Raw genomic sequence first — 23,464 nt, 5'->3', positions numbered from 1 at the left:
CTACTCCCTCTACCAGCGCCGCTCGAAACGACGTCGCAACAGAATTGCACCCACATTCATGACGAGAAGGAACATCAACAGGATCATGATAGCTCCCGATGTCCGCTCGACAAAAGCCCGCTCGGCTTCATTGGCCCACATGTAGATCTGCACCGGAAGTGCCGTTGCCGGATCCATCGGCGTGGTCGGATAATCGGCGACGAAGGCGACCATGCCGATCAGCAGCAGTGGGGCAGTTTCGCCCAGCGCATGGGCCAGACCGATGATCGTGCCAGTCAGGATGCCAGGCATGGCAAGCGGCAGGACGTGGTGGAACACGGTCTGCATCTTCGATGCCCCCAGCCCGAGCGCGGCCGCACGGATCGATGGCGGCACGGCTTTCAGCGCCGCACGGGTCGCGATGATGATCGTCGGCAGAGTCATCAGGGTGAGCACCAGGCCGCCGACAATCGAGGCCGAGCGCGGGAAGCCGCCGAAATTGATGAACACGGCCAGACCCAGCAGACCGTAGACGATCGACGGAACCGCGGCGAGGTTGTTGATGTTTACCTCGATAAGGTCCGTGAAGCGGTTCTTCGGGGCAAACTCCTCGAGATAGATCGAGGCGGCGACACCGATCGGCAGCGACAGAACCAGCACGATGAGCATCATGTAGGCCGAGCCGATCAGGGCGACACCGACGCCGGCAGCTTCCGGCCTGCTCGAAGCACCGTTGATGAAGATACCCGTGTTGAAGTGCTTCGACAGGGCGCCACTATCGGCCAGCGTGTTGATCCAGGTCAGTTGCTGGTCGGAGATCTTGCGGTTGCTCTCTGCAACCGACAGATCGATCTGGCCCTTGAAGGCGCTGTCGACATTGCCGTGTGCCAAGAGGGTGACATTCACCGTATTGCCGATCACCGAAGGATTGGCCTGGACGATATCGCGCAGCTGGACGCGGATGCTGTCTGACAGCAGTTCGCTGACCTGACGGGCCGCGGCACGATTCTTGACATCGACGCCTAGGACCTTGGCCACCGCATCGCGTGCGAGGACCGGATAATTGGCCATCACGAGGATATTCGGGTTTTCAGCGCGCTTGCCGGTCGGATCGATGACCTTTTCGCTGAACTCGATCGGAACAGTGATCATGGTCTGCTGGAAGGCCGTGTAGCCCTTGGACACAACGGAATTCAGCAAAACAAAGAGGAAAAGCAGGCCGAAGGAGATCGCGGCAATGCCATAGGCACGGAAGCGTCGTTCAGCGGCGTAGCGGCGCTTGACCCCGATGTCGCGGCGCGTGGCGGCACCGGCTGGGGCCGTCGTTGTGGCAGAAACGACCTGGCTCATTCGTACTGCTCCCGGTATTTGCGCACTATGTAGAGTGCATAGATGTTGAGGCAAAGCGTGATGGCAAACAGAGTGATGCCAAGCGCGAAGGCAACGAGCGTCTGCGGCGAGGTAAACTCAAGGTCGCCGGTCAGCTGGTTGACGATCTTGACGGTCACGGTGGTCATCGGCTCGAAAGGGTTGAGCTGCATGCGGGCGGCAACACCGGCGGCCAGCACGACGATCATGGTTTCACCGATGGCGCGCGAGGCAGTCATCAGCAGCGCGCCGACAATGCCCGGAAGTGCTGCCGGCAGGATGACGCGCTTGACGGTTTCGGAGCGCGTGGCGCCAAGGCCGAGCGAGCCGTCACGCAGCGAGCGCGGCACAGCCGTGATGATGTCGTCCGACAGAGACGATACATAGGGGATCAGCATGATGCCCATGACGAAGCCGGCGGTAAGCACGGACTGCGCCTGGATGAAATTGACGAAATCGCCCGTCGCGATGCCGTTGATCTGGGCCGAAATGTCTCGCAGGAACGGACCGACCGAGGTCAAGGCAAAGAAGCCGTAGACGATGGTCGGAATACCGGCCAGGACCTCGAGCAGCGGCTTGGCGATCGAGCGCAACCGTGGCGAAGCATATTCGGCCATGTAGATGGCCGAGAACAGGCCAATCGGCACGGCAAAAAGCATGGCGACGAAGCCGATATAAAGCGTGCCGAGCAGCAGCGGGATCAAGCCGAACTGACCGGACGAATCCGACGTGCCGGCGGAGGCAAAGCGCGGATCCCAAACCGTGCCGAAGAAGAACTCCCAGGCCGGAACCATGCGGAAGAAGTGGGTCGCCTCCGTCAGCATCGACAGAACGATGCCGACCGTGGTCAGGATGGCGATCGACGAGGCCATGACGAGCGAGGCCAGGATGATGCTTTCGACGCGGTTGCGGGCGCGAAAGCGCGGCGCAACGGAGCGCAGGCCGAAAAAGGCACCAGCCACAGAAATCACAAGTGCCGCGATCGTCAGGATCAGCCGGTTGGTTGCGGACAGATCGAGTACCTCGACGGCGGCCTTGACCATGTAGGGCTGCGGATCATCGGCCAGCGGAACGCCGCGATCGGCGAGCAGCGCACGGGCATCGGCACCTGGCATGGCGACGAGGCGGCTGCGCTCTTCAGCATCAAGACCGCTCATGCCGCGGGCAATTGCCGAGACCATGCCGTAGTTGAGGTTGATCGTTGCATCCGGCATTGCCTTCACCTCTTCGGGGAAGGACGCACGCACGCGATTTTCAACAAAGGCCGGCGTTGCCAGCGACCAAACCGCCATCAGCAGGATGGCCGGCAAGATGGCGCAGATTGCAGCAAAAGCACCGTGATACCCGTAGCGGGAATGCAAATTGGATGGCTTGCCCCCTGCCAGCGCATTGGCTCGCGCAGACGCCAGAACATAGGCGACGACGCCAATGGCGAAAACAAGCAGCAGAAGAATGGATGTACTCATCGGAACTTCCCCCGACATGACCGGCATGAACAGCCAGTCAAGCAAAATGAACTGCGCTGCACAAAGTCACAGCTGGCGGTATTTGTCGCACGGTGGCGGAAAAGGCCAGCGAGGGTTACAGAGGCTTCCGCCTCTCCAACAGAAATTTGGCGCGGCATTGCTGCCGCGCCAAACGTGTTGATTACATGCCACCGGCAAACTTGGTGCGGGTCTCTTCGCGCTCGGCGTCTGGAGCCGGAACGAGGCCGTAGGCAGCCAGCGGGCTGTCCGGGCCAACCATCTGGTCGGACACGAAGAACTCCACGTATTCCTTCAGGCCCGGGATAACGCCCATGTGAGCCTTCTTGACGTAGAAGAACAGCGGACGGGAAACCGGATACTCGCCGCTGGCGACGGTTTCAACCGACGGAGCGATACCATTGACGGTCGCAACCTTCAGCTTGTCAGCATTGTTTTCGTAGAAGGAGAGGCCGAATACGCCGATGCCGTCCTTGTTGGCCGAGATACGAGCGAGGGTCTCGGTGTAGTCGCCGTCGATGTCGACAGCCAGGCCGTCCTTGCGAACTGCGATGCACTTCTTCGGAGCGGTCTTTTCGTCAACCAGGGTCTTGATGATGTCCTGGGCGCCGGTGTCCTTGCAGCCGTGTGCCATGACCTTTTCTTCAAAGACTTCGCGGGTGCCGTGCTTTTCGCCCGGGATGTAGGCAGCGATAGCGACGTCCGGCAGGTCCTTGTTGACTTCCGACCACTTCTTGTAAGGGTTGGCAACGAGCTTGCCGTCAACGACGATTTCTGCGGCGAGAGCCTGGTAGAGGTCGGCCGGAACGAGCTTCAGGTCGGCATTGCCGGCGTCGGTTGCGAAGACGATACCGTCGTAACCGAACTGAACTTCCTGGATTTCGGTGACGCCGGCAGCCTTGCAGGCCTCGACTTCCGAATCCTTGATCTTGCGCGAGGAATTGGCAATGTCGATGGTCTCAGGGCCTACGCCCTTGCAGAATTCCTTGAGGCCAGCCGAAGAACCGCCGGATTCAACAACCGGGGTTTTGAAGTTGGGGAAGGTTTCGCCGAAGGTTTCGGCAACGATCTTTGCATAGGGCAGAACAGTCGACGAGCCGGCAACCTGTACCTGATCACGAGCAGCAGCCGCGCCAGCGAAGGCAACGGAGGCGACCAGCGCCGCGACGGAAAGTTTCAGAGTGTTCATCATAATCTCCCAAGGGTGGGCTTGTGTGTCTTTGCGGCCGTACCGTCGTTCTCCGAGGATCGGCAAGACGGTCTTAGCGGCTCTTGCCCACTGCTTTTATGTCAGTTCGATGAAACATTTGTGACATATCAAGCAATTGAAATTGCTTGATATTTCTCAGAGCATCGCTGAAAGTCCGATGATTTATGTCAAAAGCGGACGGTAAAGTCGGTCCCCTTGCCCAATTCCGACTTCACGATCAGCCGGGCGCGGTGGCGCGTCAGGATATGCTTGACGATAGCCAGACCCAGGCCGGTGCCCTTTTTCGAGCGACTGTCCTCGACACTGACACGGTAGAAACGTTCGGTCAGTCGCGGAACATGCTCTGCCGGGATGCCCGGTCCATGGTCCCGGACACTGACTTCCGCGGAGCCTCCCGCTTCGTGGCGAACCGTGACTTCGATGAACTGGCCGTCCTGACCATATTTGCACGCATTCTCAATCAGGTTTTCGAACACCTGTACCAGCTCGTCCCGATCGCCCAGCACCTCGACTTTGCCGTCGGGCACCTGGAGCCGGATGTCCACATTCAAGTCGCTTGCCAGCGGCGCCAGCGAATCCCGGACATGGCCGAGCACCGGCACGAGATCGACCATGCGATCGGGCGCAAGATGGGCCTTCAGTTCGAGCCGCGACAAAGACAGCAGATCATCGACGAGACGGCTCATACGATTGGCCTGGTCGAGCATGATCGAGAGGAAACGTTCCTTCGCCTTGAGGTCGTCTTTGGCCGGCCCCTGCATCGTCTCGATGAAGCCGCGCAGGGAGGCAAGCGGCGTGCGCAGTTCGTGGCTGGCATTGGCGACGAAGTCGCTGCGCATCTGATCAAGACGCCGAAGGTCGGAAATATCCTTGAAGGACAGCAGGAAGAACCGGGCATAGCCTGCCATGTCCATTGCTTCACCAGTCTGAGTGGCGCCAGTCTGGACCGTGACAGGTTGGGCCGGCGGATCCCGGAGCGAAACGGGGGCGATGCGCACAACATAGACGCGCTCGGACGGCAAGCGCTCGGAATGTTCGATCTGGTTGGGTTCACCGGTCGCGATGGTTTCCCGGACCATGTCGAGAATGCCCGGCGAGCGCCAGCGGGCGGAAATATGCGCGCCCACAGCCAAAGCACCGAAGGCCTTTTCCGCCGCCCGGTTCTGCGCCAGCAGGTCGGCCTCACGTCCCATGACAAAGATCGGCAAGTCCAGAGCATCGATCACGGCCGCGATCTGGGGAGACGGATCGGACGCCAGCGGCTCGACCTCGGACGAACCCGTGGTCGCGATCCGGCCTTCGACCGGCGGCGAACGGCGCAGCAGGATGAGCGCGAAAAACATGATGAACAGTGCCGCTGCGAACCCGGGCTTTGCGCCGGCGCCATAGGCCGAAAGCGAAACGGCAAGTGCTGCGACAATATACGGCCAGCCGGACAAAACATGCCGCGTCGCGCGGCGCCAGCCGCCGGTATCATCGTCTTCAGTCACGCGCAGAAGGCCTCGCCAATCATGTGTCACAACCCTGATAGCCATGATTCATGACAGAAGTTTCAGCGACTCGCTATCGGCGCTTTCGATTTATCCCGGCGGCCGAGACTCCGTCGCCTATCAGCAAAGGCTTGAAATCATGGCCTCCATACGCTCACTATGAGCGAACAACTGCGGATTGACGCAGGCAAGCCGGAGAGGAACCCCATGGACAAGCAGACAGAGAGCCGCGCGACCACGTTGAAAATCGGCGGCGCGGAGCGGGTGTTCGACATCGACGCGGTTGAGCTGCCGAAGTGGATCGATGACAATGCCCTGCAATCCGGCAGCTTCCCCTATGACAAGAAGCTGGATCAGCAGACCTTCGACAAGGAACTGGAACGGCTGCAGATCGAACTCGTCAAGGTGCAGTTCTGGATGCAGAAGACCGGCAAGCGGGTGATGGCGCTGTTCGAAGGGCGCGATGCGGCGGGAAAGGGCGGCGCCATTCATTCGACCCTGGCCTATATGAACCCACGTTCTGCACGGGTTGTGGCGCTGACCAAGCCGACCGAGACGGAGCGCGGCCAGTGGTATTTCCAGCGCTATGTCTATCACTTCCCGACAGCCGGGGAATCCGTGCTGTTCGACCGTTCCTGGTACAACCGTGCAGGCGTTGAACCGGTCATGGGCTTTTGCACACCGGAGCAATACGAGGACTTCTTCAAGCAGGCGACCCGGTTCGAGAAGCTGATCGTCCAGGAAGGCATATTCTTTTTCAAGTTCTGGCTGGATATCGGCCGGGAAATGCAGCTGAAGCGTTTCCATGACCGCCGGCACGATCCGCTAAAGGTGTGGAAACTGTCGCCGATGGATATCGCGGCCCTGAACAAGTGGGACGACTATACGGCGAAGCGCGACCGCATGCTGAAGGAGACACATTCAGACCACGCGCCCTGGACGGTCGTGCATGCCAACGACAAGCGACGCGCGCGCCTGAACATCATACGCCACATGCTGCTGTCGATCGACTATGAGGGCAAGGACGAGGACAAGATCGGCAAGATGGACAAGAAGATCATCGGCAAGGGGCCGGATTTCCTTAAATGACCGCACGGGCCTGCAGGTGTTTGAGCGGTCAGATCCCGCGACCTGGCCAGGTCACTGGCCGGGCAGGATACGCACCGAATACAAGTTGACGCCGCGCCCGCCGCCCGACAGATCGGCATTGACGACCAGGCGGCCAGCGCTGGCGGGTGCCATCCCGCTGTCGAAACTGACCCGGAACAGGGCGTCCAGCTTTTGCGGATTGATGGTGAAGCGGTGGCGGGGGCAAGCACCAAGGCGGGAAAAATCGCAATCGACAGAAATCTGCACCGGCTTGTCATCGGCCGATTGCAAGGTTAACGCGATCGTCGACGTGCGACCGGCCAGCTCGCGCAATACGTCGGCGGGCACCGTGATTTCGATCGCGCCATCGGCGTCACCGCTGCGCGAACCAAGGCGAACCGCCGTTCCGTCGCTCGCCGTCACGACATCGACCATGCCATTGGCACGCGGACGGATGGCCGCGATCTGCTGAGGCTCGAACACATCGATCCAGTCATCGGAAAACCCGCCGCGGCTGTCGAGGGCCTGGGGCCCCTGTGGTGCCTGCGGCGCGCTTTCGGGTCCGTTGAAATCCTCTTCCTCGGCGCGCGGTGGCGGATTGGGGACGCTGGTATCGCGCTCGGCATCGGTGAGCAGCAGATCCGAGGAATAAACCCACCAGGCCGCCGTTCCGGCGCCCGCCAGGAGAATGGCCAGAATAAACAGGCGTGAAAAAAAGCCGCGACGCCGGCGCGGCTTGCGCAGCGGCGCTTCGGACCGCATGTCCGGCATGGGTCCATCGGCATCCGAGGATTGTTCACGCTCGTCGCGCGACGAGGCATAGAGGTCGTCGTCGTCGAAGACCGGATCACGGTCGACATCACGATCGACATCACGATCGGTCGCGCCGGCACTCCCGGCGGAGGCGGGAGACGTGGCAAATGCAGGTTCCGCGCGGGAGCCCTGCGCTGAGACCGGGGTCCGTGCCTGGGTCGGAGCCGGTGCCGGTGTATGCATATGCGTCGAGACAGTTGGTGCGGCATCGCCAGCCTGCGCCGGCGTAGAGCTTGGTGCCACATCGGGTGGCGAGACGGCCATGTCGAGGCGTGCACGCTCCTCAAGCTCGACCTCATGGATCAGTGTTTCGAGCTTGCGCCGCTGGTAGTTGACGGTCTCGACATCATTGATGTTCTGCTTGCGCAAGCCGCTTTCCAGGGCCTGGCGTGCAGACTGGTAGATGCGCGCGCGCGTCTCGGCGTTAGATCGATCCGAACGCTCAAGCGCGTTCCTGATGGCTGTCTCCAATCCGTTCACTGGCCGCCATACTCCTCTGGGGTCGCCCCTGCACATCGTCAAACTGGTAACGATTCGGTAACCGCTGACTTTTTTATCTGCAAGCCCAGAAAGCCGAACTGGGCAACAATAAACACAGGAATGCGACCGATGCGAGACTTTCCGGTCTCCCGCCCGGTGATCCGGCCGGCATCCGGGCGCACCTCAAGACCCAAAACGGCGTGGCTGCCGGATGCGGCGACGATCATACCGATCCTGCCTTCCCTCGACACCGGGCTTCTGATAATCAATTGACGTTTTCGTAAACGTAACTTCATGGGAGGTGAAGTGATGGCACTGCCGTCGATCCTGAAAGACAACCTGAGGCTTCCCGTCGTCGCCTCGCCGCTGTTCATCATATCAAACCCCCAGTTGACGCTTGCCCAGTGCAAGGCCGGCATTGTCGGCGCCTTTCCGGCGCTGAATGCGCGCCCCGAGGCACAACTCGACGAATGGCTGGCCGAGATCACCGAGGAATTGGCGGCACATGATGCGCGAAATCCCGACGCCAAGGCAGCCCCGTTTGCCGTAAACCAGATCGTGCACACGTCGAACAAGCGGCTCGAGCATGATCTAATGATGTGCGTGAAATACAAGGTGCCGATCGTTATTTCCTCGCTCGGCGCGGTGCCGGAAGTGAATGCCGCCGTGCACAGCTATGGCGGCATCGTCCTTCATGACGTGATCAACAACCGGCACGCCAATTCGGCCATCCGCAAGGGTGCGGACGGGCTGATCGCGGTGGCGACGGGGGCCGGCGGCCATGCCGGTACGCTTTCGCCGTTTGCACTTGTCCAGGAAATCCGCGAATGGTTCGACGGGCCGCTGCTGCTGGCCGGCGCGATCGCCAATGGCGGAGCAGTCCTTGCCGCTCAGGCGATGGGCGCGGACATGGCCTATATCGGCTCGCCCTTCATTGCGACCACGGAGGCACGCGCTTCCGACGCCTACAAACAGGCAATCGTCGACGCCAAGGCCAATGACATCGTCTATTCCAATTATTTCACCGGCATTCACGGCAACTATCTGAAATCGTCCATTGCTGCGGCCGGCATGGACCCGGACAACCTGCCGGAGGCCGATCCATCAAAAATGGATTTCGACAACGCGACGACGGGCGCCAAAGCCTGGAAGGATATCTGGGGCTGTGGCCAGGGGATCGGCGCGGTCAAGGCGATCGAGCCGGTGGCCATGGTCGTCGATCGGCTGGAACGTGAATATCTAGGGGCAAAAAAGACCATTTGCAGCTGACACAAACACTGCTGGCGTGCCTCCCGCAGACCGTTGCGGGAGGACATCCATGCCACGGCGCCGACGCGCTCATACACTTGCGACATCGAAGGACTGCGACAGCTGCGATCTCGGCGGACCGCAGAACCAACCGGCGCAAGGGCGGCTGACGTGAGCCCTGGGCATGCAAACATCGACACGCACTACACCTCTGCCTTTGTCCTTTTTTGTCCCCTTTTTTTGCCCAGCTGACAGAAATCCGGCTTGAAATCATGGGGCAATGCCTGTATCAGCCGCATCACCAAACGCGGACGGGCCCTGCCCTTTCGCCGCGTGCCGCTTTAGCTCAGGTGGTAGAGCACATCATTCGTAATGATGGGGTCGCAGGTTCGAGTCCTGCAAGCGGCACCATTTTTCCAGAATCGCTACATCCAAAACTACCCGCTGACTTAAAAGTTCTGGCCGCGCGCTAAATTTTGTGTCAGTGGACGCCGCGAGCGCGAGTGCCGTAATTCTAGTACGGGCTCGGGTGGGTTGATTGACGTCTCTCCCGCTGCAGCGAGATTACGCTGCCGTTCATTCTCACCCACGTAACCAGCAATGACCGGCCAGAAAAAAGGCCCCGCGAACGGGGCCTGTTTCCGAATGTGGATTACATCCAGTATGGTGGGACGCCGTAGTAGTCGTAGACTGAGCGACCGTTGTTCTTGTACCAGTCGCCGTCATCGTCACGGTAGCGCGGCGCGCCTTCGATCTGGTCCTTGGTCATGTCCAGACGGTAGCCATCCAGCTCCTCGTCGTAACGTAGCTTTTCCCACGGCAGCGGATAATAATCATCGCCGATACCCCAGAAGCCGCCGAAGCTGAGCACGGCATAGGCAACGCGACCGCCGCGTTTCTCGAGGATAATGCGCTGGATCGAGCCGATGCGCTTGCCGTCGGCGCCATAGACTGCGGTGCCTTCAACCTTGTCGCTGGCGATCAGCGTCGGCGTATCCTTGACGTAAGGGTCGCGACCTTGCGTGGACTGATTCTGATGCAACATCGGGTTGCCTCCTTTGTTGTTGTCGATGGATAGAGAACGGCTTCAAGCCTCTATGGTTCCGGTTTTTGTCTGGTGGCGACCGACGCACACGTGAATTATTGACGTTTACGTCAAGGTTATATAAGGTCGCGGGGCTTGCACTGATCCGGCGAAAGCATAAGCTTTACGGGCCCTGAGGAGGAGTTCGTGCCGGGACAGGCGCGCAGGCAAAAATGACATTCGGGAGGAATACATGTCGGAAACCTTGAGCCGCCACAGCGGTCGCGCCGCCGAGAAAATCTGGCTCGACTCTTATCCGTCGTCGGTGCCTGCCGACATTGCCCCGCATGCCCATCCCTCGCTTGGCGCGCTTTTCGAGGCGAGCTGCGCCAAGTACAGCGACCGGCTGGCATTTTCGAGCATGGGTCGCGGCATGACGTTTCGCGAACTCGAGGCACAATCGCGCAAGGTCGGTGCCTGGCTGCAGTCCAAGGGGCTTCAAAAGAGCGACCGCGTTGCCGTGATGACGCCGAACATCCTGCAGAACCCGGTGATGGTCTATGGCATCCTGCGCGCCGGCATGATCGTGGTGAACGTCAATCCGCTCTATACACCGCGCGAGCTGGAACACCAGTTGAAGGACAGCGGCGCCAAGGCGATCCTGGTGCTGGAGAATTTCGCCCATACGGTCGAGCAGGTGCTGGCGCGCACCGATGTCAAACATGTGATCGTCTGCGCCATGGGCGACATGCTTGGCCTGAAGGGCCATATCGTCAATCTCGTCGTGCGCAAGGTGAAGAAGCTCGTGCCGGCCTGGTCGATCCCCGGCCATATCGGCTTCAAGTCTATGCTCGCTGAGGGCGCGCGCCAGACATTAAAACCGGTGGACGTGGTGTCCAGCGACGTGGCCTTCCTGCAATATACCGGTGGCACGACAGGGGTTTCCAAGGGCGCGACGCTGACCCATGCCAATCTTCTGGCAAACAAGCAGCAGATCGCATTGTGGCTGGAGGCGGCCTTTGCCGACAAGGGCCGACCGGACGTGCTCAATTTCGTTTGCGCGCTGCCGCTTTATCATATCTTCGCGCTGACAGTGAATTCGCTGATGGGCGTCGCACTTGGCGGCCACAACCTCCTGATCGCCAATCCGCGCGACATTCCAGGCTTCGTCAAGGAATTGCAGGGGTTCAAGGCGCATGTGTTTCCTGGGCTCAACACGCTGTTCAACGCGATGATGAACAATCCCGACTTCAAGAACCTCGACTTCTCATCCCTGATGCTGGTTCTGGGTGGCGGCATGGCGGTGCAGCGGCCGGTCGCCGAACGATGGCTGCAGATGACCGGGCGCCCGATTACCGAGGGTTACGGCCTGTCCGAGACATCGCCGGTGGCAACGGTCAACCGGCTCGACAGCAATGAATTTTCCGGCATGATCGGCCTGCCCCTGCCCTCGACGGATATCGAGATCCGCGACGAGGAGGGCCAGACATTGCCGATCGGCGAGGTCGGCGAGATCTGCATCCGCGGACCACAGGTGATGGCCGGCTACTGGCAGCGCCCGGAAGAGACCGCCAAAGTGATGACCGAGGATGGCTTCTTTCGCTCCGGCGACATGGGCTACATGGACGAACGCGGCTACTCGAAGATCGTCGACCGGAAGAAGGACATGATCCTGGTCTCCGGCTTCAACGTCTATCCGAACGAGATCGAGGAAGTGGCGGCCATGCATGCGGGCGTGCTGGAATGCGCCGCCGTCGGCGTGCCGGACGAACATTCCGGCGAGGCGGTGAAGCTCTTCGTGGTGAAGAAGGATCCGGCCCTGACGATCGACGAACTGAAGGCCCATTGCGCCGCAAACCTGACCAACTACAAGCGGCCGCGCTTCATCGAATTCCGCACCGAGCTGCCGAAGACCAATGTCGGCAAGATCCTCCGGCGTGAATTGCGCGATCAAAAATAAATCGATTGAAATGCGGCGGGATCGGGCTCTTCACCGACTTGATCCCGCCGTGTGCTCCGCATAATGTCCCGCCATCGTTTTCGAAACGGGGACCCGTCCATGCAAGCCATCATCGATCAGCTGACCAGCACTGTCGCGGCCACACATGCCGACGACCTCAGGGCCGCCTTCGCCGCCGACGGCACACGATTCAGCCGCTTCAGCGCCGCAGCCGGCGACCTGCTGATGGACTATTCCAAATGCGCGGTGAATGACGAGGTCATGGCGCTGCTCGAGCAGCTGTGTACGGATGGCGGCGTGGCAGCCAAGCGCGAGGCTATGTTCTCCGGCGAGGCGATCAACTTCACCGAAGGACGCGCGGTGCTGCACACGGCGCTGCGCAACCGATCCAACCGCCCGGTGCTGGTCGACGGCCGGGATGTCATGCCTGACGTCAACGGGGTGCTGGAGGCCATGGGTCGGTTTGCCGAGGGTGTTCGCTCGGGCAGCATCAAAGGCGCGACCGGCAAGGCGATCACGGATGTGGTCAATATCGGCATCGGCGGTTCGGATCTCGGCCCGGTGATGGCGACGCTGGCGCTTTCGCCATTCCATGACGGCCCCAAACTGCATTTTGTCTCCAATATCGACGGCGCGCATGTCGCCGACACGCTGAAGCAGCTTTCGGCGGAAACCACCCTGTTCATCGTCGCCTCCAAGACCTTCACGACGATCGAGACCATGACCAATGCGCAGACGGCGCGCGCCTTCATCGCCGAAGCGCTCGGCGAGGCATCGGTCGGGCACCACTTCTGCGCCGTGTCGACCGCGCTCGACAAGGTCGCCGCCTTCGGCATCGATCCGACCCGTGTCTTCGGCTTCTGGGACTGGGTCGGCGGACGCTATTCGATCTGGTCGGCGATCGGCCTGCCGTTGATGATCGCGATCGGGGCTGAGAATTTCGGCCGCTTCCTCGACGGCGCCCATGCGATGGACGAGCATTTCCGCACCGCACCGTTCCGGGAAAACCTGCCGATGCTGCTCGGCGCAATCGGCGTGTTTCATCGCAACGTGCTGGGCTACCAGACCCGCGCGATCCTGCCCTATGACCAGCGGCTATCGCGCTTTCCGGCCTATCTGCAGCAGCTCGACATGGAATCGAACGGCAAGAGCGTGACCATCGACGGCAAGCCGGTTTCAGGCGCCTCCGGCCCGGTCGTCTGGGGGGAACCCGGCACCAATGGCCAGCACGCCTTCTACCAGCTGATCCACCAGGGCACGAGCGTCATCCCGGCCGAGTTCATGATCGCCGCCAACGGCTTCGAGGCGAAGCTGCGCCACCAGCACGAGCTGCTGATCGCCAATTGCCTGGCGCAGTCTGAAGCGCTGATGAAGGGCCGCACGCTCGCAGAGGCCAAGGGTCAGTTGACCGCCAAGGGTGTTCCCGACGAAGAAGCCGACTTCCTCGCCCCGCACCGCGTCTTCTCCGGCAATCGTCCGTCGATCACCTTCGTCTATGACCAGCTGACACCCTTTGCGCTTGGCCGCCTGATCGCGCTCTACGAACACCGCGTCTTTGTCGAAGGCGTGCTGTTCAGGATCAACTCGTTCGACCAGTGGGGCGTAGAGCTCGGCAAGGAACTGGCGACAGGGCTTTTACCGGTGGTGCAGGGCAAGGTGGCGGCGACCGGGCACGACAGCTCTACGGCGGGGCTGGTCGGGGTGCTGGCGGAGCGGAAGATGGGGTGAGCGCCCCGCATCGTCCTTATACCGAAAGGACTTAGCATGCTTCATCATGTCGAAATCTACGTTTCAAACCTGGACGGGTCGCACGCGTTCTGGACTTCCTTGCTCACGCAGATTGGCTATGAGGAAGTCGGTCGTTGGGAGGATGGTTTTTCACTCGATCACGAGAGCGGGACCTATCTTACTTTCGTGCAAGTGGCAGCGAAGCATGCCCATCGGGACTATCACCGGAGCGGTATCGGTCTAAACCATCTCGCCTTCCGCGTGCCCGATCGGAAAACGGTCGATACCCTCTACGACTTCTGCCGCGCCAATGGCGTGACTATTCTCTATGAGGACCGCCATCCCTTTGCCAATGGCGGAACAGAGTACTATGCGCTTTTCGTCGAGGATCCAGACCGGATCAAGGTGGAGTTCGTGGCGGCTTCAATTGCCTGATTGTGCGGCGCCATCGCCAACCACGCGAACTACATCAACAAAGATACCCAAACCTGTTCCAACTCCCTTGACCGCTAGGACGTTCCCGGGTTTCAGCGAGATACGAAACCAATCAGGTAGCCCGCATATGCGATCGTTGGCGAACGGCATATCCCGAAGATAGACCGCAGATCGGCATCCCGCCTCCACTCCGGTGCGGTCTACCGTGTAGAAATGCTCGGTCTTCGCGCCAAGCGCCACTGTGATCGACAAGGGCACCAGGTCGGTAATCAAGGCATAACCTGTCAAGAAACCCGCTATTGGAATAAGTCCTAACCCAATCTTCTTGCGTACTTCTCTTGAAAGGTACCCTGGCCGGGACAAATAAAAATCCGCGAACTTATAAAGCCTTGTGTCGGGCGGGGTTTTCGAAAGTTTCCACGCACCCCAGGACGCACAAGCAGCAATGAAGATGCCCAACCAGATTGCGTAGTATTTGCTGCCCAACGCCCACTCTGGGGACGGCAAAAATTCATGTCCAAACACGCGGAGATCCACTTGCTTCTATATCGCCACACGATACATCGCAGTCGGATCGACACCACAATAGGCTGCAGACAAGTTACGGATATCCAAACCTTTCGGTGAACAGCGGTAAAGGATCTACCTCAGAACCCGATCTCCGCCGCCGTCGGCGGGTTGGCCCCTGCCCTCGACACCGTCACGGCGGCAGCCTTCGCTCCAACCGTCAGCGCCTGGCGCACCGCCTCTTCCGACAGCGTCGCGACCTTGTCCTTGGTCAGCAGTCCCTGACGCTTCAGCGAAGCCAGAATGCCGGCGTCAAACGTGTCGCCGGCACCGACGGTGTCGACCACCTCGACCTTGTTGGACGGAACCGAGACCTTGAAGTTGGCGGTATAGCCGGTGGCACCTTCCGCGCCCCTGGTCAGCACCACGAGTTTGGCGCCGCGCGTCAGCCAGTAGGCGGCGCGTTCGTCCTGGGTGCCCGGAAGATCGAACCAGTCCAGGTCTTCGTCTGAGAATTTCAGGATGTCGGACATGTCCGCCATGCGGGCGATGCGGGCCTGGTGGGCTTGCTTGTCCTTGATGAAGCCGGGGCGGATGTTGGGGTCGAGCGAGATGACGCGGGTCTTGTGCTCGCGCGTCATCAGCGCCTCATAGGTCGAGCCGCAGGGTTCCGGGATCAGGCTGATCGCGCCGGAATGCAGGGCCTCACAGGTCTCGTCGAGGGTGGGCAGATCGGCCTCGGTGATCATGCGCCCGGCGGTGTTTTCGTCATAGAAGGCGTAGGATGCCTGGCCGTTTGTGAGCTTGACGAGTGCGATCGTGCACGGACGCGACAGCGTGGCGCAATAGCTGAAATCGACGCCGGAGGATTTCAGTGTTTCGCGCAGGATGTCGCCGAGCATGTCATCGGACAGGCCGGTGAAGAAGCCCGTCTCGATGCCGAGACGGCCGAGCGCGATTGCCGTGTTGAAGATCGCGCCGCCGGCATAGGGCGAAAAGGCCCGCTCGCCGAGCGTGGTTTCGCGTGGCAACATGTCGATCAGCGCTTCGCCGCAACACAGGATCATCTCGACCTCCCGATAGATGTTTCAATCGATTTAAACGAAAGCGTTCCGTTTTTCCAGCGCGACTTTGGGCAATTGCTCAGCCGAGCGACGAAACCCCACCATTGCGTCCCGACCAGTCGAGCGGCGCATCGAGGAAGGCCTCGACTTCCGACAGGGTCTGTTCGTCGAAAAGCTTCTGCTCGCGGGCGACGGAGAGAACGTTGCGCCAGGTGGCGATGTAGTGGAGCTTGACCTTGCCGTCTTCGAAGCGCTGCTCTGCCTCCGGGAAGATGCCGTAGAAGAACAGCGCAATGCCGTGGTCGACGATACCGCCTGCCGCGCGCACAGCCTCGATGAACTTGAACATGCTGCCGCCGGCGGTCGTCAGGTCCTCGATGACGAGCACGCGCGAGTTTTCCGGCATATGGCCTTCGATCTGGGCATTGCGGCCATGGCCCTTGGGGGCCTTGCGGACATAGATCATCGGCAGGCCGAGGCGATCGGCAAGCAGTGCCGCAAACGGGATACCGGCCGTCTCGCCACCCGCGATGCAGTCGAACTGCTCGAAACCGGCATTGCGCATCAGGGTGGCGGCGGCAAAATCCATCACCGCGGACCGGACGCGGGGATAGGACAGGAGCTTGCGGCAATCGATATAGACGGGGCTCTTCATGCCGGAGGAAAGCTTGTAGGGCTCGGCCGCATTGAAGTGCACCGCCTTGATTTCCCAAAGCATCTTCGCGACGAGTTCAGCCATGACGGCAGGATCGGTGAATGTGGTCTGGGTCATCCGGCGCTCCTTGATATGCGGTTCATGCGCCCATAGCAGGAAGAGGACGGCGAAACCAGATGGTTGCCTTGCCTCACGTGCTACAAAGCGGTCGAGAGCGTTCCGCCCATGGAACAATTCGGCCTCGGTCGGGTTAATCCGCCGCAGGCTTTTTTTGGCGCGGCACCCGCACTATTCGGCGGGCGCTTGTCGCGGTCAAGAATGCCGCCGACATTGTCTCGGAGCGAATGTTCGAGACCTTCAAAACCAGGAGACGAAGACATAATGAACGCCACACTCGCCATCCAGCCGATTATCGCCTTGATCGCAGGCATCCTGATCCTGGTCATGCCACGACTGCTCAACTATGTCGTGGCGATCTATCTGATCCTTGTCGGCATCACCGGACTGTGGCCACAACTCGTAACCCTTTGATGTGTCATTCCCCGCCATCCGGGGGATGGCGGGGGCATTCTAACGCAGACAGGCAACGTTACAGGCCGTCCGTGGTACCCTCGGCCTTTTGGCACAGGGTGATACGGTTGCTGAACGGGTCGGTCAGGTGCAGTTCGCGACCCCAAGCTGCGTCTTTCAGACCGGGCTTGAGAAAGCGATAGGCGCGCGCCGTGATCTGCTTGTGGATAACCACGACATCCGTCACCCAGACGAAGATACGGGCACCGGGACTGGCATCGCCCGAATGCTCGCTCAGATGCAGTACAAGGTTTTCCCGCGACACCTGAAGATAGAGCGGAAAGTCTTCGCCGAAACGATGCTCCCAATCGACCGTCATCCCAAGATAGTCACAATAGAATTCTCGGGCCTTTGCGACATCGAAAATCCTGAATATCGGAATGGGCGGCGCAAATTGGGGAGCGACAGGGGTTGGACGATCAACGTCCGCAGCCAGTTTTGCCGCCAGAATATTCCAGTTTTCGAAGCCAAACTGTTCGGCCACGAGTTCGAGCGCTTCACTGTGGGAGATTGTCAGGCCGCGTTCCGTCAAACGTTGTCGGAGCGACTTGGCCATTGTCTTGGCATCGCGAAAATCACGCATGTTTCATCCTCTGCAAGAGACGAATGGAGCTATCAGCGCCCGCGTTGCTGACCCCTTCGTCATCTGGCTACCGGGACCCGGTGGATGAGACAGGTTGGGATGCATTCACCATGGCGTTTCCGCTGCGGGCGGCAGGCTGCATCCGGCCTGACCGCAAACTAGCCGGGCGTCGCGCCGCTGACAAGCGATGCGGCTGTGGATTGTGCCTAGGCGACGTCCCAATGCAGCGGGAACATCGGGTCGAACACAGTCACCGTGCCGGCACCGGTTTCGATCTTTGCCGGGAAATCGACCGGCTCGTCGCGACGCATCAGCGTGATCGTCTCGTCATTGGCAGGCAGGCCATACCAGGCGGGGCCGTTGAGCGAGGCGAAGGCTTCCAGCCTGTCGAGCGCATTGTCCTGCTCGAAGACATGGGCGAGGCAACTCATCGTGTTGACCGAGGTATAGATGCCGGCGCAGCCGCAGCCGCATTCCTTCAGCGGGTCGATATGCGGGGCGGAATCCGTTCCGAGGAAGAAGCGGCGATCGCCGGAGGTTGCGGCTGCGCGCAGGGCCAGACGATGGCTCTCGCGCTTGGCGACCGGAAGGCAGTAATAGTGCGGGCGGATGCCGCCGACGAGGATGGCATTGCGATTGATGATCAGGTGATGGGTGGTGATCGAACCGGCCAGGTTGCTCTCGGCCGACTTGATGTAGTCGATGCCGTCTGAGGTCGTCACATGCTCCATCGTCACCTTGAGTTCCGGCAGACGCTTGCGCAGCGGATCCAGCACAGTGTCGATGAAGACCTTTTCGCGGTCGAAGATGTCGACTTCGGGTGTGGTCACCTCACCATGCACGCAAAGCGGCAGGCCGATCTTCGCCATGCGCTCAAGCGCCGGCATCGCCTTTTCGAAATCGCGCACGCCGCCATGGGAGTTGGTCGTGGCACCGGCGGGATAAAGCTTGACCGCCGTGATCAACCCGCTGTTTTTGCCCTCTTCCAGATCATCCGGGCTCGTGCCTTCGGTGAGATAGAGCGTCATCAGCGGTTCGAACGTGTCGCCGGCCGGGATCGCCTTGACGATGCGCTCGCGATAGGCGCGGGCATCCGCGGTGGTGACCACCGGCGGCACGAGGTTTGGCATGATGATGGCGCGGGCGAAATGACGGCTGGTATCGCCGATCACGCCTTCCATCATGGCGCCGTCGCGCAGATGCAGGTGCCAATCGTCAGGGCGGCGGATAGTCAGTGAGCGCATGAACGTGCCTCCGGCTTGCAGAACTTGGGCCAGCCGAGTTTGGGCTAGCAGAGCTTGCCGCCCTTAGCACGTTCGAAGACACGATCAAAGGTTCTCAGGCCACCCGGTGGTCGCCGGATGCGATTGCCAAGCGCTCGGCTTCCTCGGCCTGCTCGCGCCTGTCCTGCTCCATGATGGCCTGGATGCGCGGCAATGCCCTCTCGAAGGCTGCAACGCAATCCGGATCGAACTGGGTGCCGGCGCGGCCGAGAATATGCTCGGCAGTGCGCTCGAAGCTCCAGGCCGGCTTATAGGGGCGCTCCGTCGTCAGCGCATCGAAATTGTCGGCGATGCAGACGATGCGGCCGGAGATCGGAATGGCCGCGCCCGTGATCCGGTTCGGATAACCCTGGCCGTCCCAGCGCTCATGGTGGCTGGCGGCAATTTCCGAGGCCAGCTGCAGAAGCGAGGAATGTGCCTGGCCGAGAATGTCGCTGCCGATCTGGGCATGCGCCTGCATCTGGCGGTATTCCGACTCGGTCAACCGCCCCTGCTTCAGCAGCACGGTATCCGGCATTGCCACCTTGCCGATGTCATGCATCGGGGCCGCCAGGCGGATGTCGTGGCAGACCTGTGGCGGAAGACCAAGCTCGACAGCGATCGCCTCGGAATAGGCGGCAACGCGCAGGGTGTGGCGGGCCGTGTCGGGATCCTTGTAACCGGCCGCCAGCGTCAGGCGATGGATGATCTCCTGCTCGCGCTCGCGCAATTCTCCCACGGCACGCTCCACCTCGCGACGCAACCATTCGGCCTGATCGGCAAGCTGGCGGCGGGCGCGAGCCAGGCTGACGATGTTCTGCACACGGGCGTTGAACTCGACTGGATTGACCGGCTTGGTGAGAAAATCGATCGCACCGGCATTGAGCGCCGCCATGCGCGTGGTCATGTCCTTGTCACCGGTGATGAAGATGACCGGCACCTGGGCATATTTTTCGAAGCGCACGATCTCGGTGTAGAGCTCGACGCCATTGTACACCGGCATCTGGTAATCGATGATCGCAATGTCGAAATCCAGTTCCGGAAGGGCCGACAGGACGGCATCGGGGCTGGAATAGGTCAAAGCCTCGCAATTATCGAGCTTGCCGACGAGCTTCGTCAGAAGCTTCAGATTAGTACTGTTGTCGTCTACCAACAAAATACGCATGAACGCCTCCGTGCCTCTCAGGCTACCAATTTAAATTTAAGGGCGAGGATTTCTTCGCCCAGCAATTCGACTTGTGCAGGCGATGGCGGATGCCCCCGCAGTGCATTCGCCTTTACCGCAATTTCGTTCAGCCCGACGTTTACCGCCGCGCCCTTGATCGTGTGCAGAACACGATCGATCTTTTCCGGGTCCGGCTTCTGCACAGCCTGGTTGAGATCGACCATCAGGGATGTCGCGTCGTCGAAGAACGATTCGACCAGTTCCTGGAAAACCTCCTCGCCGAGCGCATCGACAAGTTCGGCATGGCGAGCCTCATCAAGGCCCTCGATCCCGAGACCCGGCAGAACCTGGAGCGGCATGACGTCGCTCAAGTCCGGCTGTGGAAGGCCCGGGGCCTCTTCACTGATGTCGGCCGTGGCCGGAAGCACCGTTTCGTCGACAGGGTTTGTTGCGTCGGCAATCATCTTGCGCAACCTTTCCAGGGTTACCGGTTTGGATTCGAAGCCGGACATGCCGGCATCCAGGCAGCGACGGCGGTCGTCATCCGAGGCATTGGCGGTCATCGCGATGATCGGCGTTTCGGCCGACGGGCCGCGCTCGGCGATGATCCGGCGCGTCGCCTCGATACCGTCCATCACCGGCATCTGCATGTCCATCAGCACGAGATCGAACTTCTGCTGGCGGGCAAGGACCACGGCTTCCGTGCCGTCATTGGCGATTTCCACGTCCTGGCCGAGCCTTGCCAGAAAGCGCGTCGCGACGATCTGATTGACACGATTGTCTTCCACCAGCAGAATTTTCAGCCGTGGCAGATCCTCTTCGCTGTCGCGTGTGGCCGTCAGTTTCTTGATGTCTTCGCGGCTGACAGGCACGACCGCCAGTTCGAACCAGAATATGCTGCCGACGCCGACAGTGCTGCTCATGCCGAGCTCGCCGCCCAGCTTTTCGACAATCTGCTTGCAGATGGTCAGACCAAGGCCGGTGCCACCATAACGACGGCTGATCGATGCATCGACCTGCGAGAAAGGCTTGAACAGCTTGTCGAGGCCGGCTTCATCAATGCCGATACCGGTATCTTCGACCTCGAAGCGGATCATCAGTTTGCCTTCGCGATAGAACTCGCGCAGGCGCAGCGTGACCGTGCCGTCATGGGTGAACTTCGCCGCATTGGACAGGAGGTTGAGCAGAACCTGGCGCAAACGGGTCGGATCAGTCCTGACGAACAGCGTGTTCAGCGATTCCGGCAGGTCGAGGATGACCGTGTTCTTGTGATCTTCGGCACGACCGCGGATGATGCTGACGGTGCTTTCGGCGAGCCCGCAGACATCGAATGCCCGCTGCTCAAGCTCAAGCTTACCGTGCTCGATCTTGGAGAAATCGAGGATCTCGTTGATCACTTCGAGCAGGGCTTCGCCGGACGAGCGAATGGTCTTGACGCTATAGAGCGTGTCTTCGGGCAGCTCCGAAAGCTCCAGCAATTCCGACATGCCGAGAATGGCATTGAGGGGGGTGCGGATTTCATGGCCCATGGTCGCCATGAACTGCGACTTCGCCCGGTTTCCGGCATCGGCAGCCTCATAGGCCTCCGACAACTGGCTGGCCATGACCTCCAGCTCACGGCTGGTTTCGCGAACCGATCTCAACTGACGGTTCAGCGTGACCACGAGGAAAACGACGGAAGCCATCAGCAGGCCGAGCATCACGAACGAGGTCCGCTCCAGGCCGAGGATCAGGTCGCGGCTATCGGCACGCTCATGGCTGAGGCGGGCATTGGTGTGGATCAACAGATCTTGCGACGTCAGAGCCAGAGAGGCCAGAGCCGTATCGAGTTCATCAAGCTCTGCAGCGGTGGGCAAGCGCCCGGCAGCATAGCGATCGAACAACGGCTGCTGGGCACGGACGACAGCAGCCATGTCTGCGATCAGGCCGCGGATCTGCTGATCGTCGGCAAAATAGCTGCCGAACTTGCCTTGCTCGACGATATCCACGCGCGAATACAAGATGTCATAGCGCAGGGCGAGTTCATCATGGAGCTTTGCGGACGCGGGCTGGACGCGAAGATCTGCCAGGCTGTCCTCGAGTGTGCTGACCTCGCGGTCCAGCTGATAGACCGACCACAGGGCATTTTCGCGCACGCCGTCTTCCATGATCCGGTATTGGCGGGCGATATCGACAAACAGCAGGATCAGGACAAAGAGGAGCACAGCGCACAGGATCTGCAGGATCAGGGCAACGCTGCCCTCACCCGCTGCCTGCTTGACTGTTGCCCGCTGGTTCATCACTTGGCGACCTCGATTTCCTTGATCTGCCAGACCGAACGCGAGAAGTATTTTTCGTTGTACAGGCCCGGCTCAAGGTCAAAGGGATAGACCAGCATCATTGGGCCTTTTTCGCGGACCGACATGCGTTGCCCATCCTGACGGATTGCCAGGATGGTGGCGATTTCCGCGTCGACAATGGGAATCTCTGCAGAATAATCATTGAGGGCGCGCACAGTGAGTGTTTTGCCAGATGCACCGGCTTCCTGGAGCACGGCGCGCAGAAGCGGCCCTTCGAAGGTCGTCTTGCCTGTCGTCCACGGGGTTTCCACCACCGCCTGGCGGCTCTCGAGCTTTTCCAGCATGGCAAAATCAAAAGCGGCGGTATCGCCGACATTGGTGTTGGTTACAGCGCCTTTGACGGTCAAGATGACCAGGCCGGTGGGCGCTTCCAGCGCGAATGCGGAAACACCCGACATGGCTGCCGCCAGCAATGCAATGAGAATGCGCTTCATGGCTCTTTCCTCAGGCCCGAACTCGGCTCACGCAGATTTCGAGAGTTCTGTATTGGCGCCAAGATGGTCGGCAAGGAGCTGGCGGAAGGCCACTGCTTCCACAGGCTTGGTCAGGAAGTCCGTCACGCCACTGGCCTCGGCGCTTTCGCGCAGGCGCGGCTCGGTATCGGCCGTCACCATGATCACGGGCACATCGGCATAACGATCCATCAGGCGAACGGCCTTGACGAATTGCAGACCAGAGATGCCCGGCAGCATATGATCGACGATCAGCATGGAAAAGGCATGGCTGTGGCAGAGGGCCAGTGCGGATGCGCCATCCGGTTCGACGCGGATTTCCTCGTCGGTGACCTTCTTCGCCAGATGCTTGAGGATCATCGCATTGGTCGGGTTGTCTTCAACGATCAGAATTGTCATTTCACACTCCCCTTTCCGACACCGATCCAAAGCGAGCCATCCCGTTGGCTTTTACCGCCACGACATGGGTGTCAGCGTTAATCTTTCAAGGAGGAGTTGTATCAAGAGGAGGCTGAAATTCGCTGAAGCAAATAGATACAATTTTAGCGACCGGCGATTT

General features: G+C 60.4%; 22 protein-coding genes and 1 tRNA gene. 7 read left to right on the top strand and 16 right to left on the bottom strand.

Features of this window, described 5'->3' with window-relative positions; all coding sequences use genetic code 11:
• Positions 1 to 9: 9 nt before the first annotated feature.
• From pstA to phoR, 4 genes are all read right to left on the bottom strand, one after another.
• The gene (gene pstA / locus PDO_RS23710) at positions 10 to 1,329 is read right to left on the bottom strand and encodes a phosphate ABC transporter permease PstA (RefSeq protein ID WP_007607799.1); all 1,320 of its coding nucleotides are present in this window, start codon (positions 1,327 to 1,329) and stop codon (positions 10 to 12) included.
• Positions 1,326 to 2,813 carry a phosphate ABC transporter permease subunit PstC gene (pstC, locus tag PDO_RS23705; protein WP_007607796.1) on the bottom strand — a complete coding sequence of 496 codons (1,488 nt, stop codon included), beginning with the start codon at positions 2,811 to 2,813 and terminating at the stop codon, positions 1,326 to 1,328. Before pstC ends, pstA begins: the two co-directional genes overlap by 4 nt.
• 181 nt (positions 2,814 to 2,994) lie before the next feature.
• Positions 2,995 to 4,020: a PstS family phosphate ABC transporter substrate-binding protein gene (locus PDO_RS23700; protein ID WP_007607794.1), complete on the bottom strand. Its 1,026-nt coding sequence runs from the start codon at positions 4,018 to 4,020 to the stop codon at positions 2,995 to 2,997.
• 188 nt (positions 4,021 to 4,208) lie between these two features.
• A complete protein-coding gene (phoR, locus tag PDO_RS23695) occupies positions 4,209 to 5,576 on the bottom strand; it encodes a phosphate regulon sensor histidine kinase PhoR (protein ID WP_081593228.1) in 1,368 nt (455 codons plus the stop codon).
• Positions 5,577 to 5,738: 162 nt separating this feature from the next.
• Here phoR and ppk2 point away from each other — a divergent pair, with 162 nt between their 5' ends.
• A complete protein-coding gene (ppk2, locus tag PDO_RS23690; RefSeq protein ID WP_007607790.1) occupies positions 5,739 to 6,620 on the top strand; it encodes a polyphosphate kinase 2 in 882 nt (293 codons plus the stop codon).
• Between the two features lie 51 nt (positions 6,621 to 6,671).
• On the opposite strand, the gene PDO_RS23685 is transcribed toward ppk2, so the two are convergent.
• Together PDO_RS23685 and PDO_RS23680 are read right to left on the bottom strand one after the other, a co-directional pair.
• Positions 6,672 to 7,913 carry a hypothetical protein gene (locus PDO_RS23685; protein ID WP_007607788.1) on the bottom strand — a complete coding sequence of 414 codons (1,242 nt, stop codon included), beginning with the start codon at positions 7,911 to 7,913 and terminating at the stop codon, positions 6,672 to 6,674.
• A gap of 38 nt (positions 7,914 to 7,951) precedes the next feature.
• Entirely contained in the window at positions 7,952 to 8,140 is a 189-nt protein-coding gene (locus PDO_RS23680; RefSeq protein ID WP_007607786.1) for a hypothetical protein, read from the bottom strand.
• A gap of 82 nt (positions 8,141 to 8,222) precedes the next feature.
• On the opposite strand from PDO_RS23680, the gene PDO_RS23675 reads away from it, so the two are divergent.
• On the top strand, positions 8,223 to 9,182 hold the full coding sequence (locus tag PDO_RS23675; protein WP_007607784.1) for an NAD(P)H-dependent flavin oxidoreductase: 960 nt from the start codon (positions 8,223 to 8,225) through the stop codon (positions 9,180 to 9,182).
• A 314-nt stretch (positions 9,183 to 9,496) separates the two neighbouring features.
• Positions 9,497 to 9,572, top strand: a tRNA-Thr gene (locus tag PDO_RS23670).
• Positions 9,573 to 9,813: 241 nt separating this feature from the next.
• Here the strand turns inward: PDO_RS23670 and PDO_RS23665 are convergent.
• Positions 9,814 to 10,206, bottom strand: coding sequence for a PRC-barrel domain-containing protein (locus PDO_RS23665; RefSeq protein ID WP_007607783.1), 393 nt, complete (start codon positions 10,204 to 10,206; stop codon positions 9,814 to 9,816).
• 232 nt (positions 10,207 to 10,438) lie between these two features.
• Here PDO_RS23665 and PDO_RS23660 point away from each other — a divergent pair, with 232 nt between their 5' ends.
• From PDO_RS23660 to PDO_RS23650, 3 genes are all read left to right on the top strand, one after another.
• Positions 10,439 to 12,145, top strand: coding sequence for a long-chain fatty acid--CoA ligase (locus PDO_RS23660; RefSeq protein WP_007607782.1), 1,707 nt, complete (start codon positions 10,439 to 10,441; stop codon positions 12,143 to 12,145).
• 99 nt (positions 12,146 to 12,244) lie between these two features.
• Positions 12,245 to 13,873, top strand: a complete 1,629-nt coding sequence (pgi, locus tag PDO_RS23655; RefSeq protein WP_007607781.1) for a glucose-6-phosphate isomerase — start codon at positions 12,245 to 12,247, stop codon at positions 13,871 to 13,873.
• 36 nt (positions 13,874 to 13,909) lie between these two features.
• A complete protein-coding gene (locus PDO_RS23650; protein ID WP_007607779.1) occupies positions 13,910 to 14,308 on the top strand; it encodes a VOC family protein in 399 nt (132 codons plus the stop codon).
• Here the strand turns inward: PDO_RS23650 and PDO_RS23645 are convergent.
• The 3 genes from PDO_RS23645 to PDO_RS23635 all read right to left on the bottom strand — a co-directional run bounded on the left by PDO_RS23645 (position 14,297) and on the right by PDO_RS23635 (position 16,651).
• Positions 14,297 to 14,833 carry a hypothetical protein gene (locus PDO_RS23645; RefSeq protein WP_007607775.1) on the bottom strand — a complete coding sequence of 179 codons (537 nt, stop codon included), beginning with the start codon at positions 14,831 to 14,833 and terminating at the stop codon, positions 14,297 to 14,299. The genes PDO_RS23650 and PDO_RS23645 overlap by 12 nt on opposite strands.
• A gap of 122 nt (positions 14,834 to 14,955) precedes the next feature.
• Entirely contained in the window at positions 14,956 to 15,882 is a 927-nt protein-coding gene (locus tag PDO_RS23640; RefSeq protein ID WP_007607773.1) for a carbohydrate kinase family protein, read from the bottom strand.
• A 76-nt stretch (positions 15,883 to 15,958) separates the two neighbouring features.
• The gene (locus PDO_RS23635; protein ID WP_007607771.1) at positions 15,959 to 16,651 is read right to left on the bottom strand and encodes an orotate phosphoribosyltransferase; all 693 of its coding nucleotides are present in this window, start codon (positions 16,649 to 16,651) and stop codon (positions 15,959 to 15,961) included.
• A gap of 264 nt (positions 16,652 to 16,915) precedes the next feature.
• On the opposite strand from PDO_RS23635, the gene PDO_RS27475 reads away from it, so the two are divergent.
• Positions 16,916 to 17,065 (top strand): DUF3096 domain-containing protein, encoded by a 150-nt coding sequence (locus tag PDO_RS27475; RefSeq protein ID WP_007607769.1) that lies wholly within the window; start codon positions 16,916 to 16,918, stop codon positions 17,063 to 17,065.
• 58 nt (positions 17,066 to 17,123) lie between these two features.
• On the opposite strand, the gene PDO_RS23630 is transcribed toward PDO_RS27475, so the two are convergent.
• The 6 genes from PDO_RS23630 to PDO_RS23605 all read right to left on the bottom strand — a co-directional run bounded on the left by PDO_RS23630 (position 17,124) and on the right by PDO_RS23605 (position 23,304).
• Complete coding sequence (locus tag PDO_RS23630) at positions 17,124 to 17,687, bottom strand: glyoxalase superfamily protein (RefSeq protein WP_007607767.1); 564 nt, start codon at positions 17,685 to 17,687, stop codon at positions 17,124 to 17,126.
• A 206-nt stretch (positions 17,688 to 17,893) separates the two neighbouring features.
• Positions 17,894 to 18,931: a dihydroorotase gene (gene pyrC / locus PDO_RS23625; protein ID WP_007607765.1), complete on the bottom strand. Its 1,038-nt coding sequence runs from the start codon at positions 18,929 to 18,931 to the stop codon at positions 17,894 to 17,896.
• Positions 18,932 to 19,025: 94 nt separating this feature from the next.
• Positions 19,026 to 20,114, bottom strand: coding sequence for a response regulator (locus PDO_RS23620; RefSeq protein ID WP_007607763.1), 1,089 nt, complete (start codon positions 20,112 to 20,114; stop codon positions 19,026 to 19,028).
• A gap of 17 nt (positions 20,115 to 20,131) precedes the next feature.
• The gene (locus tag PDO_RS23615; RefSeq protein ID WP_007607761.1) at positions 20,132 to 22,393 is read right to left on the bottom strand and encodes an ATP-binding protein; all 2,262 of its coding nucleotides are present in this window, start codon (positions 22,391 to 22,393) and stop codon (positions 20,132 to 20,134) included.
• On the bottom strand, positions 22,393 to 22,887 hold the full coding sequence (locus tag PDO_RS23610; protein WP_007607759.1) for a putative pterin-binding protein: 495 nt from the start codon (positions 22,885 to 22,887) through the stop codon (positions 22,393 to 22,395). Before PDO_RS23610 ends, PDO_RS23615 begins: the two co-directional genes overlap by 1 nt.
• Positions 22,888 to 22,914: 27 nt before the next feature.
• Complete coding sequence (locus PDO_RS23605) at positions 22,915 to 23,304, bottom strand: response regulator (protein WP_007607754.1); 390 nt, start codon at positions 23,302 to 23,304, stop codon at positions 22,915 to 22,917.
• Positions 23,305 to 23,464: the final 160 nt, after the last annotated feature.

It is taken from the genome of Rhizobium sp. PDO1-076, from assembly GCF_000247475.1.
Lineage (GTDB): Bacteria > Pseudomonadota > Alphaproteobacteria > Rhizobiales > Rhizobiaceae > Allorhizobium.
This window is presented reverse-complemented; position numbering and strand designations above follow the sequence as displayed.

What these genes read in the sequence shown, in the direction of transcription:
- PDO_RS23700 (WP_007607794.1), bottom strand. Translation starts at nt 4,020, where the DNA reads ATGAACACTCTGAAACTTTCCGTCGCGGCGCTGGTCGCCTCCGTTGCC.
- PDO_RS23635 (WP_007607771.1), bottom strand. Translation starts at nt 16,651, where the DNA reads ATGACCCAGACCACATTCACCGATCCTGCCGTCATGGCTGAACTCGTC.
- pgi (WP_007607781.1), top strand. Translation starts at nt 12,245, where the DNA reads ATGCAAGCCATCATCGATCAGCTGACCAGCACTGTCGCGGCCACACAT.
- pstA (WP_007607799.1), bottom strand. Translation starts at nt 1,329, where the DNA reads ATGAGCCAGGTCGTTTCTGCCACAACGACGGCCCCAGCCGGTGCCGCC.
- pyrC (WP_007607765.1), bottom strand. Translation starts at nt 18,931, where the DNA reads ATGCGCTCACTGACTATCCGCCGCCCTGACGATTGGCACCTGCATCTG.
- PDO_RS23660 (WP_007607782.1), top strand. Translation starts at nt 10,439, where the DNA reads ATGTCGGAAACCTTGAGCCGCCACAGCGGTCGCGCCGCCGAGAAAATC.
- PDO_RS23675 (WP_007607784.1), top strand. Translation starts at nt 8,223, where the DNA reads ATGGCACTGCCGTCGATCCTGAAAGACAACCTGAGGCTTCCCGTCGTC.
- PDO_RS23615 (WP_007607761.1), bottom strand. Translation starts at nt 22,393, where the DNA reads ATGAACCAGCGGGCAACAGTCAAGCAGGCAGCGGGTGAGGGCAGCGTT.
- PDO_RS23610 (WP_007607759.1), bottom strand. Translation starts at nt 22,887, where the DNA reads ATGAAGCGCATTCTCATTGCATTGCTGGCGGCAGCCATGTCGGGTGTT.
- PDO_RS23605 (WP_007607754.1), bottom strand. Translation starts at nt 23,304, where the DNA reads ATGACAATTCTGATCGTTGAAGACAACCCGACCAATGCGATGATCCTC.
- PDO_RS23640 (WP_007607773.1), bottom strand. Translation starts at nt 15,882, where the DNA reads ATGATCCTGTGTTGCGGCGAAGCGCTGATCGACATGTTGCCACGCGAA.
- PDO_RS23680 (WP_007607786.1), bottom strand. Translation starts at nt 8,140, where the DNA reads ATGATCGTCGCCGCATCCGGCAGCCACGCCGTTTTGGGTCTTGAGGTG.
- phoR (WP_081593228.1), bottom strand. Translation starts at nt 5,576, where the DNA reads ATGGCTATCAGGGTTGTGACACATGATTGGCGAGGCCTTCTGCGCGTG.
- PDO_RS23650 (WP_007607779.1), top strand. Translation starts at nt 13,910, where the DNA reads ATGCTTCATCATGTCGAAATCTACGTTTCAAACCTGGACGGGTCGCAC.
- PDO_RS23665 (WP_007607783.1), bottom strand. Translation starts at nt 10,206, where the DNA reads ATGTTGCATCAGAATCAGTCCACGCAAGGTCGCGACCCTTACGTCAAG.
- PDO_RS23630 (WP_007607767.1), bottom strand. Translation starts at nt 17,687, where the DNA reads ATGCGTGATTTTCGCGATGCCAAGACAATGGCCAAGTCGCTCCGACAA.
- PDO_RS27475 (WP_007607769.1), top strand. Translation starts at nt 16,916, where the DNA reads ATGAACGCCACACTCGCCATCCAGCCGATTATCGCCTTGATCGCAGGC.
- pstC (WP_007607796.1), bottom strand. Translation starts at nt 2,813, where the DNA reads ATGAGTACATCCATTCTTCTGCTGCTTGTTTTCGCCATTGGCGTCGTC.
- ppk2 (WP_007607790.1), top strand. Translation starts at nt 5,739, where the DNA reads ATGGACAAGCAGACAGAGAGCCGCGCGACCACGTTGAAAATCGGCGGC.
- PDO_RS23620 (WP_007607763.1), bottom strand. Translation starts at nt 20,114, where the DNA reads ATGCGTATTTTGTTGGTAGACGACAACAGTACTAATCTGAAGCTTCTG.